Source organism: Pseudomonas japonica (assembly GCF_013522925.1).
Classification (GTDB): domain Bacteria; phylum Pseudomonadota; class Gammaproteobacteria; order Pseudomonadales; family Pseudomonadaceae; genus Aquipseudomonas; species Aquipseudomonas japonica_A.
Window position 1 is genome coordinate 340,712 of sequence record NZ_JAAMQU010000003.1, and the last position, 15,863, is coordinate 356,574.

The following is a 15,863-nucleotide window of genomic DNA, read 5'->3' on the forward strand; positions in this document are numbered from 1 at the left end:
CGGGGCCGCGTGGCCGCCCTATCCGCCGTACCCACCTTTTCCGCCCTTCCCGCCGTATCCTGCGTACCCGCCTTATCCACCCTGTGCACCGCAGCCAACGCCGTGCACCGACACGCTTGCGGGCGACCATTCAGGCGAAAGCCCCGAAGACGGGGTACCGCAAGCGGAAGATGAGACGGCTACGCCCCTCCGGTTCCCGGCCCAGATCGAGGTTCGACGGCCCGACGACCTGTTGGTGTGTACCCTGACCTTCAACGGGCTGGCCTTCTCCGAAGGGCCGGCACGCCTGGAGCGCGCCGCCCCCGAAGCCTTTATCACCGTTACCTTCCCGCCGCAGAGCTTTGGGGAAGAGGCGTTCCTGCAAACGGCACAGCAGAGCGATGGCGCCACGGTACAGCCTCTTGAAGTGACGACCGACGCGCACTATCCGAAGCAGAACGTAGCGGGCACTGATGACCGGATCCCGATCACATTGCCATTGGCCAGGATACGCATGGCCGGGGCCAGCCGGATCGTGGTGGCGATGCCGCCCGAGGTGTCCGCCGTGGCATTCGACTTGCCCAGTGTGCTGGCGGCGCTGCGTGATTGGCCCATGCAGTTGGCACCTGGCGCGGTGCCCGAGCCCTCCAGCCTGGCGATTTCTGCCGTAGTGGTGCCGGTCGGTCTTCCAGACGGGGCCGTCACGCCGGCACCGCCGCCGCCTGCGCTGCGGCTGCCGCCACAGAGGCCCGCCGCTCACGTTACCGCGCTGGAGTTGCCTTACCGCGTGCTCAGCTCACCTCTGGCACCCGCACGTTGGCGGCACAGCCCTTGGCCGGTAGTGCACCAGGGCCGCACTGAGCTATGGCATACCCGCTTGGCCGGGAACGATGCGCCCAGTGGCCCGGAAGGCCCCAGCCGGTTCAGGGCGATATGGTCCGAGGATTACCGGCCGCTCACCCGGCTGAGCGAACTCTACGCCCTGATGAGCCTGCCAGGGCCGCCGCCCCCTCGGCGCAACCCTGCCTTGATCCGCATGCCTTTGGACCTGGTCGACCGGGCGATGCTGGTGACCCTCATGGCCGGCTTCGATGCCACCCGCGCCAATGGCCGCGCTTATGTGCCTCAAGGCAGCGAGGCGAAACGGCTGCACTTGTCAGCGCTTGGCGCGTTGCTGGATGCCGAAGGCCACTGGGATACCCGGCCGCAAGGCATCGACCTGCAACAGTGGCGGCACCAGGCCACGCTTGGGCGCGACCATCAGGTGCGCGTGGTATACGCCGGCTGGCTGTGCCCGTTCCGCCATCCGGCCTCGCTGGTAAAGGTGACCGAGCGGCAGTTCCAGTCGATCAACGGCTTCGGTTCGGCGCGGGTGGCCGTGCTGCGCCAGCGATTTTTTGTGGTGGTGCGCCAACAGCGCATGGCTTATACCGGCGCGGGCCATACCCATCACGGGCATGACTTTCCGTTCACTGAGGTCGAGGTACTTACCCGAGCGACGCCTGACCTCGTGGAGCCAGGGTTCGGCCTGAGCGCGCTGGCCGCTTCGGCAACAGCTGGCGACCCTTATCAGGCGGCGAGCATCGCGCCTCGGATGCTGTTCTGGCCGATGACCGTTGCCAGCGGCGCGGCTCAGATGACCGATGTTCGTTTCGATCTTGCAGCTACCGACCTGGTGGGCAATCGGGTCACCTTCTCCATGCCACTGTTGTTTGTGGGCGAGCCCGCCAACCAGAACCCCTTGGCAAGCGCTGCACTCAAGGCTGCCTACAACGACGCGCCGGTGAAGCTCAAGCGCCGGGCATCCCTGGGCGGCAGCCCGGTGGCCTATGCGCCGGTCGGCGAAGGCAATGCGGGGGATACGCGACTTTCCACTGAGGACATTACCTTCCAGGCCGGTAATACCAACGCCAGCGCGGAGCCGGCGTTTTATCCAGAAATCGAACGCGCGACCGTGGCGATCAATGCGGTGCAGAAGCTGCTGGGCAAGCCGGGATTCGTCTCCGAGGTCGCATATCCCGATGTGTATGCGCAGAAGGGCTTTGACGCGGGTGCCAACGCTGGCCAGGTGTTCCTGCAACTCACCTCGGCGCTGCCGTTGAGCTTTGGCGGCAAACCCAGCGACGCCAAAAGCGACGCCTTGGGCGCGCTGGCCTCGCCGCAAATGAACCTGCTGGGGCTGTCGCGCCTGGCGGGACCGGTCGCGGGGCAGGCGGTGAGTGGCGTGGATGACGTGCGCCAGGCGCTGACCAATGCTGTGAACTCCAAGTTCGATCCCAAGGATTTTTTTGGCGACGCCACCCTGCTCGGTGGTATCACGCTGAGCGATATCGTTCAGGCGAGTGCCTCGTTGGCCGGAGGTGAAGTGCCAAAAATGCTCACCACGCAGCTGCCTGATTACGCCGAAGCACGCTTCGACTGGGAGAGCGTGATTTCGGTAAGCGACGGCCGCAACCTGATTATTCCCCGCGCCGACCCCAGTGGGCCCGAGACGCGCCTGACCATGAGCGGCCTGGTGCGCACACCGCTCAACCCTGCCGCGCAGCCCGCGTGTGAGGCGCGGGCAACGCTCAACAATTTCAAGATCAACCTGTTCGGCTTCGTGATCCTCTGGTTCGAGCACCTGAACTTCACCGCCCAGCGCGGGCGCAAGCCTGATGTATCCGTACAGCTGCGGCAGGGCGAAGAAGCCGTGACCTTCGGCGGGCCACTGGAATTTGTCAACGGCCTGCGATCGCTGATTCCAGGCGGCGGGTTTTCAGAGGGCTCGGGCATCGCGGTTACGCCCAGCGGCATCAGCGCGGCGTATTCACTCACCCTGCCGGCGGTTGAGGTGGGCATATTCGCCCTGGCCAACGCCTCGCTGAGCGCCAGCTTTAACTTGCCGTTCGATGGCACCCCCGCGCGGGTGAATTTCTATTTCTCGCGCCGTGAGCAGCCGTTCAGCCTCACCGTCTCGTTGCTGGGCGGTGGAGGCTTCTTTGGCATCGGTGTGTCCGCGGCAGGGGTGAACGAAATCGAAGCCGCGCTGGAGTTCGGCGCCGTGGTGGCGATCAACCTGGGGGTGGCTTCCGGTAGTGTCGAGGTCAAAGCAGGCATCTACTTCCACTGGCTCGAACCCTCGCCCGGGGATGGCAGCGTGGAGCTGGCGGGCTACGTGCGGATTCATGGCGAGTTGTGCGTGTTGGCACTGATCTCGGTATCGCTGACCTTCAATCTGCAGCTGGGTTACTTGAAGGAAGGCGGCAAATCTTTGGTGTACGGCGAAGCCAAGCTCACCGTCGAGATCGAAATCCTGATGTTCAGCACGTCCGTATCGGTGCACTGCCGGCGGGAATTTTCCGGCGCCGAAGGGGACCCTAAATTCATCGAGCAAGTACCCGATAGCGACACCTGGGCCGCCTATTGCGATGCGTTCGCGCCGGTGAGCCTCTGATGGCCCGCCAGTCGCTGGTGTGTACGGCGCTGCCAAACGGCTACAGCACCGATGGCCAGTGGTTGCGGTTGTCGCTGCTGATCTCGCCGCGGCTGGATGCTCAGGCCGCCCCGGCGCGATTGGCCAGTTTTTTCCCGGACTGGGAGGACTGGCCCCATACCCTGAGCGGCGCCCGCATCAATGTCACCTGCCAGGGCACAACGGTATCCATGGCGGCCGATGGTAGCGGCACAGAGGATCGCCTGGACCCGACACTCGGGCTTGCGGATTCGGCCGTGTGGCGCGCGTTGTTCACCGCTGACACCTTTGTGCGCAGCTACGTCTTCCAGGACTTGTCCGGGCACGAGGTGCGTTCATTCGACAGCGTGGGCCTGATGGAACGGGTACAGGGCTTGTACCGCGACCTTGCCGGCAGCACTGGAGACGCGTTGCCTCGGGTGTCTGATTTCATTGAAAACCCGGCTTGGGGTCAATGGATTGCCGCGGTACGTCGGCTGGATTCGATCCGCGGCGGTGACGGCGGCTTGGAGGCCCCGCAGGAACTGATGCTCGCGTTGCAGGCCTTCCGCGGGTTCCATGCGCCCCTGGCTGCACCCGTCAGGCGCACGGCCACGCGCACGGATGACCCACGCATCCAGGCCAATTGGCAGGAGCACAGCCGTGCGGCCTTGCCCAGGCCCGAGGACCTGGCCGGCACATTGGACTTTCATCAGATCGTCGGCGCCATGGGTTCTTACCCTGTATTGCTGCGCAAGCTAGGCCTGGTGGTGGATGTATTGCTCAAGCCCGAGCACTTCGCGGGCGGTGCGGACCTGGCGTTGCAAGTGGCGGTGATTTTCCCGCCGGGTAGCTCAGGTACCGCCGCGACGCCTGCCGCCGCGCCCGTGACCCGTACCAGGCTGACCAAGACGGAATTCGCGGCGGTCAACGACGCAGCTGCGGATTTCCCGCTCAAGGATGGCTTGCTGGACCTTGCTCCCGCGCGTATCGGGTTATTGCAGGCGGACATCGACGGCGCAGCGCTGAAGGTCATGAATTTCGCGCGGTCGCTGGGCCGGCGGCTGGGCCCTGATCAGCGCGTAAACGCTGTTACCCGCCACGAAGACAGCGTTGGCGCGCCGGCCTTGCGCACGGCGGGCTGGATGCTGGTGCAGCGCCACCGGGGTGCCTGGCTACAGAGCCGCTTTGCGGTGAATCAGCTGCGCAATAACGCGGTAGAGCAGCAACTGGCCGGCACGCCAGCGGCGGTGGAGTTGCGTGCCGAGGACCTGGTGCGCGGCTACCGCATCGACATCTGGGATGCCAGCAAGGACCGTTGGGAGTCGCTGTGTCGGCGGCTGGCACGCTATTCGCTGAACGACGGTGCACTGATCGTGGAACCCGATGGCGAAGAAGAGGGCACCGTGCGGCTGGCCGCGACCACTTCGCCAGACCCTGTCAGCAACCCGAAGGTTATTTCGCTCCACGAAGCCCTTGTCACCTGGACCGGATGGAGCCTCGCGGCGCCGCCGCCCGGGCGTAATATCCAGCCCGACGACAGTGTAGACACAGCGCCGGCTGGCAGCGAAGCGGTGATTCCGCCGGGGTTGAAGTTCTCCTCGAGCTTCAAGCCGGTGACGTTTTCGCTACCGCCGTTGCGCTACGGCCACCACTATTGGTTCCGCGCCCGCGCGGTGGACCTGGCGGGTAACTCGCTGCCCTACATCCCCGGCAATTACGGCGCAGAGCAACCGGCCGCTCAGGCGCTGCCATTCCTGCGCTTCGAACCCGTGGTGGCACCAGTGCTCGGCCTGGTCGCCAACGACGGGGTGGTTGAAGCGCCGGGCCCCGGGGAGTCCATGGGCCATATGGTGATCCGCAGCTTCAACGATACCCCCGAGGACGTCACTGAAGTGAGCGGCGAGCGCGCCCGGCGCGCGTTACTCCCCGCCCGCGTCAGCACCCGCGAGGCGGAACTGCACGGCATGCTGGATGACGCCGGCCGCTTGAGCGCGGCCACGTTCACTCTGCTTGCGCACAGCCACGACCTTGACGGCCGCGACCCGGCCGCGGTGTTGCGTGAGGTGACCTTGCCAATGCCCGGCCCGACCGTGTTCGCCGTGCACGAGGCAGGCCGTGCCATGACCTACTTGCCGGACCCTTATGCCCGCCGCGTGGCCGTGCGCATTTTCGATCACCCCAACATTGCCTCTACACACATCATCAGCGTTCCCCTGTACCCGGAAACAGATTGGCCGCAGGCAAGCCCCTTCATGCTGGAGGTGTACGACGACGAGGCCGGGCAGCCGCGTTTCGACCTGGCCAGCCGCCGCGTATTAATCCCCTTGCCCAAAGGAGTGACTGCGCGGGTACGGGTGTCGTGCCAACTGGATGATGCGGCGTTGGCTACCTTGGGGATCTTCCAGTGGCTGGATGCACCCAGCCAGGCGGCGCAGCGAATGCGAGCACTGGCGGGCCAGCATTGGATGCTCACACCGTGGCAGGAAGTAACCCTGGTGCACGCGGTACAACGGCCGTTGAAGTTGCCGACAATTACTCAAGTGGCCATGCTGCCGCGGCCGCTTGGCGCAACGTCAGTACGGCCGATGCTGCAGGTGGGCTGCTCCATTGCCACTACCGACCGGCTGGACTTGCTCGCCCGTTGGCACGAACCGGTGGACACAGGCAGCGAGCCCCAGGCGCGGCAGCGTGAAGATGTCGCTTTTCCGGTCAAGCTTACCGACCGCCTGACCTATGCAACGGTGTTCGACGGTAATGCCGCTGGCGGTTACCCCGAGCACACCCTCAGCGCACCGGACGTGGTCGGCATCAACGCGCTGACCGATGAGCGCCTGGTGCCCAGGGTGCATGAACTGCAAAGCACCCACTACCGGCGAATAACCTATTGGTTCGATGCCACCACCCGCTTTCGTGAATGCTTGCCGCCCGCGTTGTTGCTCGACGAAACCGGCGCCCCCACTGATGAACACATCAAGGTCACTGGCGAGCCGGTGACCACGTGGGTGTTAAATTCGGCACCACCGGCGGCACCGGTTTACCTGTATGCGATACCGACTTTTCAATGGGTGCGAGCTCCGGACGATCAGGGTGGCCATCGCATCGAGCGCCGCGGAGGCCTTCGTGTCTACCTTGATCGCCCTTGGAATGGCTCCGGTTATGGCGAAATGTTGGCCGTGGTATTGCCGCCGCCCGGTTTTCGAGGCGAGCCCAATACGGACCCTCCTGGCCACCCCCTGCGCCAATACGTCACCCAGTGGGGCAGCGATCCGGTATGGAGCGCGCCGACCGTCGCTGGCCTTGCGCCCCGGCTGGAGCATTTTCCGCTGGCCCGCACCGCGCCCGACCCGCAAGGCGCCTGGCTGCCGCCGAATGCGCCTGCCGCCGAAGCGGACCAACCGCCCGGGGCTTTCAACACCGATCAGCTTGCGCCGCCGGGTTTTTCGCAGCGCACGCTGCCAGTGGCCGTGGCGCCCCACGACGTGCGATGGGACGCCGAGCGCCGGCTGTGGTTTTGCGACATCAACATCGTTCACCAAGGGTACTTTCCCTTCATTCGCCTTGCCCTGGCACGCTACCAGCCGAGTTCTGAGCCGGGGGCACACCTGTCCAACTGTGTGCTCGCCGACATTATCTCCGTGGTACCCGATCGGGTGCTCGCCATTGCGGCGGTCGCCGAAGGGCAGTGGCAAGTAACGCTCTCGGGTACCGGCTATATCGAGGGCCCCGAGCGCATTGGCAAGGGCGAGGTGGAGGTGTGGGTGGAGCGTCTGGAGCCGCGCCTGGGTGAAGATTTCGGTTGGCTACGGTTTCCCGAAGCCTCGGTGCAAGGTGGCCCGGGCGAGGCGCCCGTGCTCTGGAATGGCCGGGTGATGCTGGCGCGTAGTGCCGCAGGCTGTCGCCTGGTGGTCGCCGAATACGAGGTGTATTTCGTCGACAATCCAGCGGGGTTAGCCGCGCCGCCGGACCGCAAGGCGCGACGGCTGGTGTTTGTGGAGCACCATGTCCTTGGCCAGTGAGCGTTTGTTCTGCTCACCCGAGCCACGTGTGGGGCTGGTGATCGCTACTTTCGCGGCTTTGCCCTACGTACACCTGGCGCTGGAATCCCGTTGCCGCTTCTATCCGCAAGTGCCTGTGCTGGTGCATGACGACGGCAGCCCTCAGGCGCCGGTGCTGCGACAGTTGTGCGCTCAATACGGGGTGGCATTGAGCTGCAACCCGCACCGCTTGCGCCATACGGTAGGTGACCTGTCGGCCTTCGTTGAGGGTTTGGAATGGGCCGAGCACTTGGGGCTGGAGCTGCTGGTGAAAATGTCGCGGCGGTTCATACCGCTGGTGAACTGGCTACCTGGCTTGCAGCAGTTGGCCTGGCATTCTCAGTACGCCACCTATAGCCAGCGCTGCACTGGCAGCGGCTTCGGCTTTCGTACCGAGTGCATCGGCCTGCATGTGCCCAGCTGGCGCAACGGCGGGCCCTACGAAAGCCTGCGTCAGCGCACTTGCTTGAACGAACCGCTGTTCGTGGAAGGCTACGTGCACAACCTGGCGCGAACGCTTCACCGTTCATGTTGCGATGCCAACCGTCACTATGAGGCGCAGCACCCGCGCCCCAGTGAGGCAGAGGCCTATGGCGCCTGGCCCCTTATGCCAGAGAGCCGCTGGGAACGCAGCGCCCACCTGTTATGGCACGATTGCGACACGCCTGTGGATTACGCGCGGCTGGCGGTGCTGTATGGCCTGCCCTACAGCCCGCTGGATTTCGAAGACCCGAACCAGGGTGCCGGGCTGGGAGTAGACATGTCAGGGGTCCGCTGAATCAAGGCGGGCCAGCGACAAGCTACCTTGCGAGGTAGTCGATAGCGCCACCTTCGAAATACAGCTCCACCCCCCGGATCACGTCGTCCACCGTGACCATATGAAGGCACCGCGGCAAGCCATTGATCACGTCCACGCACAAGCTGCCAGGCGCATCCTTCTCGTCGCCGTCGCCCAGCGGCAGTACGCGGGATTTCCAGCATCCGCCGGCGGCGCAGCACTTCAGCGCGCCCGTGCGGTGCAGGTATTGGTGAGTCGGGTAGGCTTCCCAATGCGGCGGCTCGCGCCCGCCGGCCACCACCACACAGGGCCGTGCGGTGGGCTGGCCGGGCCCTGTTTCAATAGCGGCGGCCAAGTGCATCAGCAGGGTAACGGGGCATAGCACCCCCTGCGCGTGATACACCAGGCGCACCAGTTGGCGCAGGTCAGTTTGGCCACGCAGGTCAATCACCCCGTCCAGCGGCGGGTGTTCATGCCCTCGCTCACCCACCTGCACGAACAGGATGCTGCCCGAGAAATGGTCCACGACCTGCTGGTAGCGTTCCGCCGCCCACCACTTGGCGGTGTAGTCCGCCTTGCCGCCGGCTACCACGATCCAGAACGGCAGCGGCGCGCCTACCTGTTCCTCGACCTGGGACATCCAGGCTTTTTCCTGGTCGTGGAGGTGAATGTCGCCGTGAAAGCATGAGGGGCGAAGCGGGACACCCAACCGGTTTTCCAGAAACTGGCAAAAACCATGTATGAAGTGGTAGGGCAGCTGGTTGCTGCGATTGATCAGTGGGTACTCACATTCGATCACTTCTACGCCAGGGTCGCTTTCCAGCAGCGGGGTGAGGTAAGGGTTGTAGTCCCACAGCGCCGGGCAGGGCGTACGTACATCCGTTTCGAATTCACCAGGGTAGCTCCGATGGAGGTCACGCACGGCAGCGGTCAACATCACGATATCGCCGGGGGATTGATGGTTACGCAGTATCAATCGGCGCATGAACCGGAGCTCCACAGTGGTAGGCACCTGTTCACCATAGCGCAGCTTAATTGCTGCTCGTCGCCGATATTACTGGCGGTCGCTCGCTGGCGGCACGCTAGAGCCGGGTTCAGGCCCATCAAGCGTGCCCAGCAGGCTGGTCGCTTTGCTGTTCAGCAATGACCCTGCCTGGAAATAACCCATCACCGTGCTCACGCTTCGGTGTTCGGTCATGGCCATCACTTCACCCAACGGCACGCCCTGTCGACCGGCCTCGGTGACGAACCCCGAGCGCAGGCTGTGAGCTGCCCAGTCACCTTCCAGCCCTGCGAGCTTCGCCCGCCGCTGCACGATGCGCGCCACCTGGTCACCGGACAGCCCCGACGTACCTACCTTGCCGCCCTTGTACAGCCGCCTGAACAATGGGCCTGACGCCGCAGGCGCCGCCGCCAGCCAGGCCGCGAGTGCCTGGGCGGCCGGCCCCTGCAGTGGCTTGTCGCGGCGCACGCCGCCGGTGTCGGTTTTGGTAGCGCCCAGGGAGTACAGCCAGGTGTGCTCATCGAGGCGGCGCACATCCTCCACCTGCAGGCCCACCACTTCCGAGCGACGACGACCGCCACCGCTCCAGGCCAGCAGCAATAAGGCGCGATCGCGCACGCCGCGAACGCCATCCGTGCAGGTCGCCAACATCGCCTGCAAGGGCCCGGCGACCATCGCGGTTTTCTTTCGCACTGCCACGCCCTGGCGCGACTGGGCCTTGCGTGCCTCACGCAACAGCGTCTTGAGCGAGGGTGCTTCGGTCGGGCTGTCCCAACCACGAATGCGGTGCCATTTGCCGAGCACGGCCAATCGATGCACAACCGTGTTGTAGGTCAACGCCCCAGGCTTTGCCTTGACCCGAGCGCCAACGAGGGCGGTATCGATCGCCGGCGGCAACAGGTGCGCCCAGCTGCCGTTGCCCAGCGGGCGGGCTAGGTGATCCAGCACGAACTGCACCGTTACGGCTATCGGCAGCGGGGTATCGCCAAGGCCAATGCCATAGCGCAGCTGCAGCCAACCGGCCCAGTAAGCGAGCGCGCTACGGTAACTGCGCACGGTATTGGCCGCCGTGCCCGCCGCCACGAACGCTGCTGCAGCCTCCTGAGCGTTAGCGGCCAATGAATGCGCGTCCAGCGGCCCTTCTAAACGCGGCAAATGCACAAGTGTATTTTCTATTACGTTCAACGTATTATATTTCCGGTTTAAGAATTATAGCGTCGGATAACAATTCATTATCAGACCCAATATATAGCGGAGGGGCAGCAAATGGCGATAGGTGTGCCAGAAACAGCGGTGTTCGAAGCGGCAGACGCAGTACTGGCCCGTGGCGAGCGGCCAACGGTGGAACGCGTGCGCCTGGAGCTCGGCCGCGGTAGCCCGGCACGGGTCGGCGCACTGCTGGATCAATGGTGGGAGCAGTTGGCGGGGCGCTTGCGCGGCGAAACCCGCCTGCCAGGGTTGCCCGCCGAAGTCGCGCAAGCCTTCGTTGCGATCTGGCAACAGGCGACCACCCTGGCGCAGGCCGTAGTCGAGCAATCGGTGGCAGCGCAGCGCCAGGTGCTCGCCGAGGAACGCGAGCAATTGGCAACGGCTCAGGAGCAGGCGCGCCAGGATGTGGCAGCGGCCCGTCATCAGGCGGCCGAGGCGATTACGGCACGGCAGGCCGCTGACACCCGGCTGGCTGACCTGGAGCGGTTGCTGGAGCAGCGCCAGTCCCAGATCAATGACCTGCAGCAGCAGCGGCAGGAGTCGCACGAAGCGGTGCTGGCCCTTCAAGAGAAGATTCAAGGGCTTCAGCACACGCTGCTCGACGCGCAGCAACGGGCCGAAGCCGAGCGGGTGGCTCAGCAAGCCTATACCCGTGGAGTGGAGGATCGCGCCCATGCTGAAGTGGACCGTGCGCGCGGAGAAGCCAAGCTGCGCCTCACGGAGCGCCGCGAGCTGCAGCGTCAGCTCGAACTGGCCCAAGGAAAAGTGGAAGAAACCCGTGCCGCGCTTAACGAAACCCAGCGCGACGCGGCGGCCCAGCTGGCACGTGCAGAAGCGGCAGCGGAGCAGGGCGCGCGGCAACTTCAGGCCATGGACGCGCAGCTATCCGATGCATTGCGGGCCCTCGAGGTAGCGCAGCACGCGGCAGTGGCACAGCAGGCTCGGGCGGAGACGCTGGAGGCGCAGCTCGCTCACCTGCGCACCGCTCGGCAGCGTAAAAGTGCAGGCAAAGCAGCAAGAGGCCCCGCGGCGAAGGAGGAGTAGCCAATAAGCTTTGCGCCATCACGTTTCACAATACCTCCCAGCGCTCAATGCGATTGGAAGGCACCGCTCCCCCCGCGCTAAATTCCCTCGAGTCGATGCTGCCCAGTGGGTGGCTTTGTGCATAACACCTCATCCAGGAATAGAAAAGCGAGATGACCATGAGTGGTAGCGTCGTAAATCCGCCCGGTGCAGCCAGGCGGATTTTCCGCTGTGTCGTAGGGCTGGGCCTGGTGTTCTCCAGTATCGTTTCCCAGGCTGCGGACGCACCGGCGGATCCTGCGGCAAACGCGCTGCTCAAGCGAGCCGTCGATTACTACCAGCTGCAGGGCGATGCGGCGCTGGCAGCGTTCAGCCGGCAAGGCGAATTCATCGACGGTGACCATTTCATCTTCGTTGTCGACAGCCATGGGACCCTGCTGGCCAGCGGTGGGCCTTCAGCCGTGCTGATCGGCCGTGAGGTTTCCAAAGTGCTTGCCCCTGAGCTGAAGGCAGCTTTCGATCAGGCACTGAGCGCCAAGCAGGATCCCAGTGCAGGCATACAAACGGTTGAATACCGCTGGGACAACAAAGCCCAACGCCGGATTGAGCTCAAACGCGTGTACTTCCAGAAAGTAGGGGACCGCGTGATTGCCGCCGCGCAGTCTGTGCCACGTGCGAGCGCCAACCAGGCGCAGCAGTTGCTGAGCAAGGCCGTCGCTGCGATCCAGAAAGACCCGGAAGGTACGTTCAAGTCGATCAATGACTTGTCTGCGCAGTTCCATGAGGACGACTTGTACGTGTTTGTGGTCGACGCCAACACGCAGCGCTATGTTGCCCATGGGTACAACCTGCGCTTGCTGGGCGTGGATTTCGCCAGCATTCATGACCCGGCGGGAAAGCCGGTAGGTGCGCCGATCATGGCGTTGATGCGTAAGGCCGAATCGGCGAAGTACGACTACCGCTGGAAGAACCCGGTCACTGGCATTGTCGAAGACAAGTACGCGTTGATCCAGCGAGCGGGCCATTACCTGGTGGTCGTGGGCTACTACCGCGGCGCGGACTGAGCACAGGCGCGTTCGCCCGGTTCAGGTACCACCTGGCCGGGCAGCCATCCCAGCTCACCGGCCAGCGGAATTTCACGTATCGGCTTTGACACACTTGGCGAGCAAACCTATACCCTGCTTTCACCTCGCAGGCAGGGTCGTCCAATGGATAGCAAGCACCCTGGTCAGCCACGGCAGTCGGCCACCCACCGCACGTCAGCATTTCCCTTTCGCCCCACCCATCTGAGCCTCGCCCTGCTGGCTACGCTTGGGGCGTTTACCACGGCGCCAGCCGCGGCGAGCTGTGGCAGTGGCAGCATCAGCACGGCAGTGACCGAGCCTTGCGTGCTGGAGCGCAACACAAACCTGGTGATTACCAGGCAAGGCTCGATTGATGTGACAGGCGCTGCGGCGGTGAGCATCGACCACCCTGGCAATGGCACCCACCGTATTTTCAACAGCGGCACCCTGCGCGGTGACCAGGGGTTGTCGATTGACGGCGCGACCGTCACCGGCGCCGTGCAGAACAACGGCGGCGGGGTGATCGAAAGCCGGATCGGCCCGGGGCTGCTTGTAAAGGGCAGTACGTTCACGGGAAACATCACCAATGCTGGAACCATTGCGGCCCCAAGCTCCGAATACGCCATCCGCCTCCTGGAAAGTACCCTCAAAGGGTCGCTGAACAACTCGGGGCTGGCCAAGAGTGGTATTGCCATTGTCGAAAGCCAGGTGACCGGCGATATCACGAATAGCGAAACCGGCACCATAGAACTGGCAGCCATCTACGGGAGCACATTGGAAGGCTCACTGCGCAACGCCGGCGACATCAGCAGTGAGTCCGGCGGGCTGGCTATGGCCAGGACGGTTGTGAACAAGGACATACTCAATTCCGGCGTAATGGGCGGCTATCTTGGCCTGAGCATCGTATCGAGCGTGGTGCAGGGAAGGGTGGCCAATACCGGCCTGATCAGCGGTACCGCCCAAGCGCTTTACATGATCCAGGCCACACTGCGCGGTGGGCTCAGCAACAGTGGCGAAATCAGTGGCTACGGCCGGAACGTTATCACCTCCAGCACCCTGGGCGGGCTGGATAATTCAGGCATTGTGCGAAGCTCCAGTACTGCACTGTTGCTCAACAACGTCTTTGTCCGCGGCAACCTGAACAATACCGGCAGTTTTCTTGCTTCCAGCGGCGGCCATGCCGGGCTGGAGTTGATCGCCGGTACCGTGACCGGCAACCTGAGCAATTCCGGCACGCTGAATGGCGGTGAGGGCGGCTACGGGCTGATCATTTCACGGGGCACAGAGATTGAAGGCGACCTGGTCAACAGCGGCTACGCCATTGGTTACCAGGGCATACGCCTGAACGACACAACGATACGCGGAAGCCTGATCAATACCGGGCGCTTGCTGGGCGGCCTGGCCAGCGGGCAGGCTGGCGGCCAGGGCCTGAGGATGGTCGGCGGCAGTATTGGCGGCGACCTGGTCAACCGGGGCGCCGTTCAAGGGCGCAAGGACGCGATGGTGCTGTCGGGGGTGCACATCCAAGGCCAGATCATCAACACCGGCTTTCTCATCAGCCCCAATGCGCTGCGCCTGATCGACACGCAGGTAGACGGCGGCCTGGTGAATGCCGGCACCATCGCCGTGCGCAAAGGCGAGACCGGTTATGCCTTGTCCGTGGATGCCGATAGCCGCCTGGACAACCTTTACCTGGCTGGCGACCATGCGCGCTTCGAAGGCGCTGTGTATGCACCGCGCACCACGGCGACGGTTTACAGCACCGCCCGCTACGTGCTTGAAGCCGGGGATGATTGGACCATCGATAAACTGGTAAACCGCGGCACCCTGGAGTTGGCCGCGCCAGCCAGCCGCACCGCCACGCCCGCTACCATCGCCGGCGACTATACCCAGCGAAGCGGCGCGGTGTTGCGCACCGATGTGGCTGACGCCACCCATTACGGCAAGCTGGTGATAAGCGGCACCGCGGCGCTGCCCAGCGCGGCACGCATCGACGTTGATGTAACCCATGCCAACCAGCCGTTCAACGTGACGACGCTGCAGGATGTTCTGAGCGCCGGGACGCTGAAATCGGATGGCACCTTTGCAGTGACCGGCAACTCCGCGCTCTTTGATTTCAGTGCGCTGAAGGACGGCAACACTGTGGATCTGACGCTCAGCTCGCGCGCCTCCAATGGTGCCAGCAGGGCGGCGGCCAATGCAGGGCGCGGGGAGCTGGCCAGCGTGGCCAGGGTGCTCGATGGCCAGTTCAACCAGGGCAGCGGCAGCCCACTCACGCCGTATTTCGTCAGCGCCAGCAGTGAGGCCGAGGTCGCCCACAGCCTGGCGCAAACCCTTCCGCTCGATAATGCCGGGCTGCGTGCCAGCCAGGCGGCACTGATGGAAATCAGCGACGCGCTGCAACAGCGTTTGTTGCCGACCGGGCAAGGCATCGTGAATTACCAGGGGGTGGCGCAACCCACCCTGTGGTCACGGCCGTTCAATACCTTGGCCAGCCAAGGCCGCGGCTCGCGCAGCGATAACAGCGGCAAGGTGATCGGCATGGACACCCAGGCAGGCCCAGGGCGCCGAATCGGCCTGGCCTTCGCCTACGCACGTGGCGACACCGCGGGGGACGGCGCGGGGGGAAGCCAGAACAGCCGGCTGGACCTGTGGCAGTTCAGTGGTTATAGCGCCTACACCCTGGCACCCGACACGGAGGTCATGCTCTATGCCGGGGCTGGGCACAATTCGGTCGCAGGCGAGCGCAGCCTGAACCTCAGCGGGCTCAACAGCGATGCAAAGGCCGAGTACGACAGCCTGTTCGCCACCGTCGGCGCAAGCCTGGGCCATGCCTGGCGACTGAGTGACGCCACGCGGGTGATCCCGGCCCTGCGCCTCGATTACAACCATATCCGAGACGATGCCTATAACGAAAAAGGCGCGAGTGCCGTGGCGCCGCTGCTGCTGCGAGTGGATGCCAGAGAAACCGACCAACTGATCGCCGGGCTCGACGGCCGCCTGGAACATGCCTTCACCCCCGACGGTAGCCGCCTGGCGTTAACCGTGGGCGTAGGGTACGACCTGATCAATCAGGACAACACGGCCACTGCCAGCTTCACCGGTGCTCCGGGCCAACGCTTCACCGCCGGCGGCGCCAGCGCCAGCCCGTGGTTACTGCGCGGCGGGCTGAGCCTGATCACTCCATTGCCACGCGGCGCGGAGCTGTCGGTGAGTTACAGCGCGCAAAGCCGCAGCGACTACGATGCCCAGGCCGCGACCGTGCAGGTGAATGTACCGTTCTGAGGTAACCGCGTGCGTGATTTTCGCGAGCCGTCACCGAAAGGCAGAACCCCGC

The 15,863-nt window shown here is 64.4% G+C and carries 8 protein-coding genes; 6 read left to right on the forward strand and 2 right to left on the reverse strand.

Annotated features, from left to right (window positions below; all coding sequences use genetic code 11):
* Positions 1 to 235: 235 nt before the first annotated feature.
* Genes G7016_RS06710 through G7016_RS06720 form a run of 3 tightly spaced genes read left to right on the forward strand, consistent with a single transcriptional unit; the run spans position 236 to position 8,227 of the window.
* Positions 236 to 3,415 carry a hypothetical protein gene (locus tag G7016_RS06710; RefSeq protein ID WP_181112062.1) on the forward strand — a complete coding sequence of 1,060 codons (3,180 nt, stop codon included), beginning with the start codon at positions 236 to 238 and terminating at the stop codon, positions 3,413 to 3,415.
* Positions 3,415 to 7,431 carry a hypothetical protein gene (locus G7016_RS06715; protein WP_181112063.1) on the forward strand — a complete coding sequence of 1,339 codons (4,017 nt, stop codon included), beginning with the start codon at positions 3,415 to 3,417 and terminating at the stop codon, positions 7,429 to 7,431. The genes G7016_RS06710 and G7016_RS06715 overlap by 1 nt, the downstream gene beginning before the upstream one ends.
* Positions 7,415 to 8,227, forward strand: coding sequence for a hypothetical protein (locus G7016_RS06720; RefSeq protein WP_181112064.1), 813 nt, complete (start codon positions 7,415 to 7,417; stop codon positions 8,225 to 8,227). Before G7016_RS06715 ends, G7016_RS06720 begins: the two co-directional genes overlap by 17 nt.
* Positions 8,228 to 8,249: 22 nt before the next feature.
* Here the strand turns inward: G7016_RS06720 and G7016_RS06725 are convergent, their stop codons facing one another.
* Both G7016_RS06725 and G7016_RS06730 read right to left on the reverse strand, forming a co-directional pair.
* Positions 8,250 to 9,212, reverse strand: coding sequence for a glycosyltransferase family 9 protein (locus G7016_RS06725; protein ID WP_181112065.1), 963 nt, complete (start codon positions 9,210 to 9,212; stop codon positions 8,250 to 8,252).
* 69 nt (positions 9,213 to 9,281) lie between these two features.
* Positions 9,282 to 10,415 carry a site-specific integrase gene (locus G7016_RS06730; RefSeq protein ID WP_181112066.1) on the reverse strand — a complete coding sequence of 378 codons (1,134 nt, stop codon included), beginning with the start codon at positions 10,413 to 10,415 and terminating at the stop codon, positions 9,282 to 9,284.
* A gap of 81 nt (positions 10,416 to 10,496) precedes the next feature.
* On the opposite strand from G7016_RS06730, the gene G7016_RS06735 reads away from it, so the two are divergent.
* The 3 genes from G7016_RS06735 to G7016_RS06745 all read left to right on the forward strand — a co-directional run bounded on the left by G7016_RS06735 (position 10,497) and on the right by G7016_RS06745 (position 15,811).
* Entirely contained in the window at positions 10,497 to 11,483 is a 987-nt protein-coding gene (locus G7016_RS06735) for a DNA-binding protein (RefSeq protein ID WP_181112067.1), read from the forward strand.
* Positions 11,484 to 11,641: 158 nt separating this feature from the next.
* Complete coding sequence (locus tag G7016_RS06740) at positions 11,642 to 12,526, forward strand: cache domain-containing protein (protein WP_181112068.1); 885 nt, start codon at positions 11,642 to 11,644, stop codon at positions 12,524 to 12,526.
* Positions 12,527 to 12,670: 144 nt separating this feature from the next.
* Entirely contained in the window at positions 12,671 to 15,811 is a 3,141-nt protein-coding gene (locus tag G7016_RS06745; RefSeq protein ID WP_181112069.1) for an autotransporter outer membrane beta-barrel domain-containing protein, read from the forward strand.
* Positions 15,812 to 15,863 lie beyond the last annotated feature (52 nt).

Excerpts from the sequence above, each read along its gene's own strand:
- G7016_RS06715 (WP_181112063.1), top strand. The coding sequence starts at position 3,415 with ATGGCCCGCCAGTCGCTGGTGTGTACGGCGCTGCCAAACGGCTACAGC.
- G7016_RS06740 (WP_181112068.1), top strand. The coding sequence starts at position 11,642 with ATGAGTGGTAGCGTCGTAAATCCGCCCGGTGCAGCCAGGCGGATTTTC.
- G7016_RS06725 (WP_181112065.1), bottom strand. The coding sequence starts at position 9,212 with ATGCGCCGATTGATACTGCGTAACCATCAATCCCCCGGCGATATCGTG.
- G7016_RS06745 (WP_181112069.1), top strand. The coding sequence starts at position 12,671 with ATGGATAGCAAGCACCCTGGTCAGCCACGGCAGTCGGCCACCCACCGC.
- G7016_RS06735 (WP_181112067.1), top strand. The coding sequence starts at position 10,497 with ATGGCGATAGGTGTGCCAGAAACAGCGGTGTTCGAAGCGGCAGACGCA.
- G7016_RS06720 (WP_181112064.1), top strand. The coding sequence starts at position 7,415 with ATGTCCTTGGCCAGTGAGCGTTTGTTCTGCTCACCCGAGCCACGTGTG.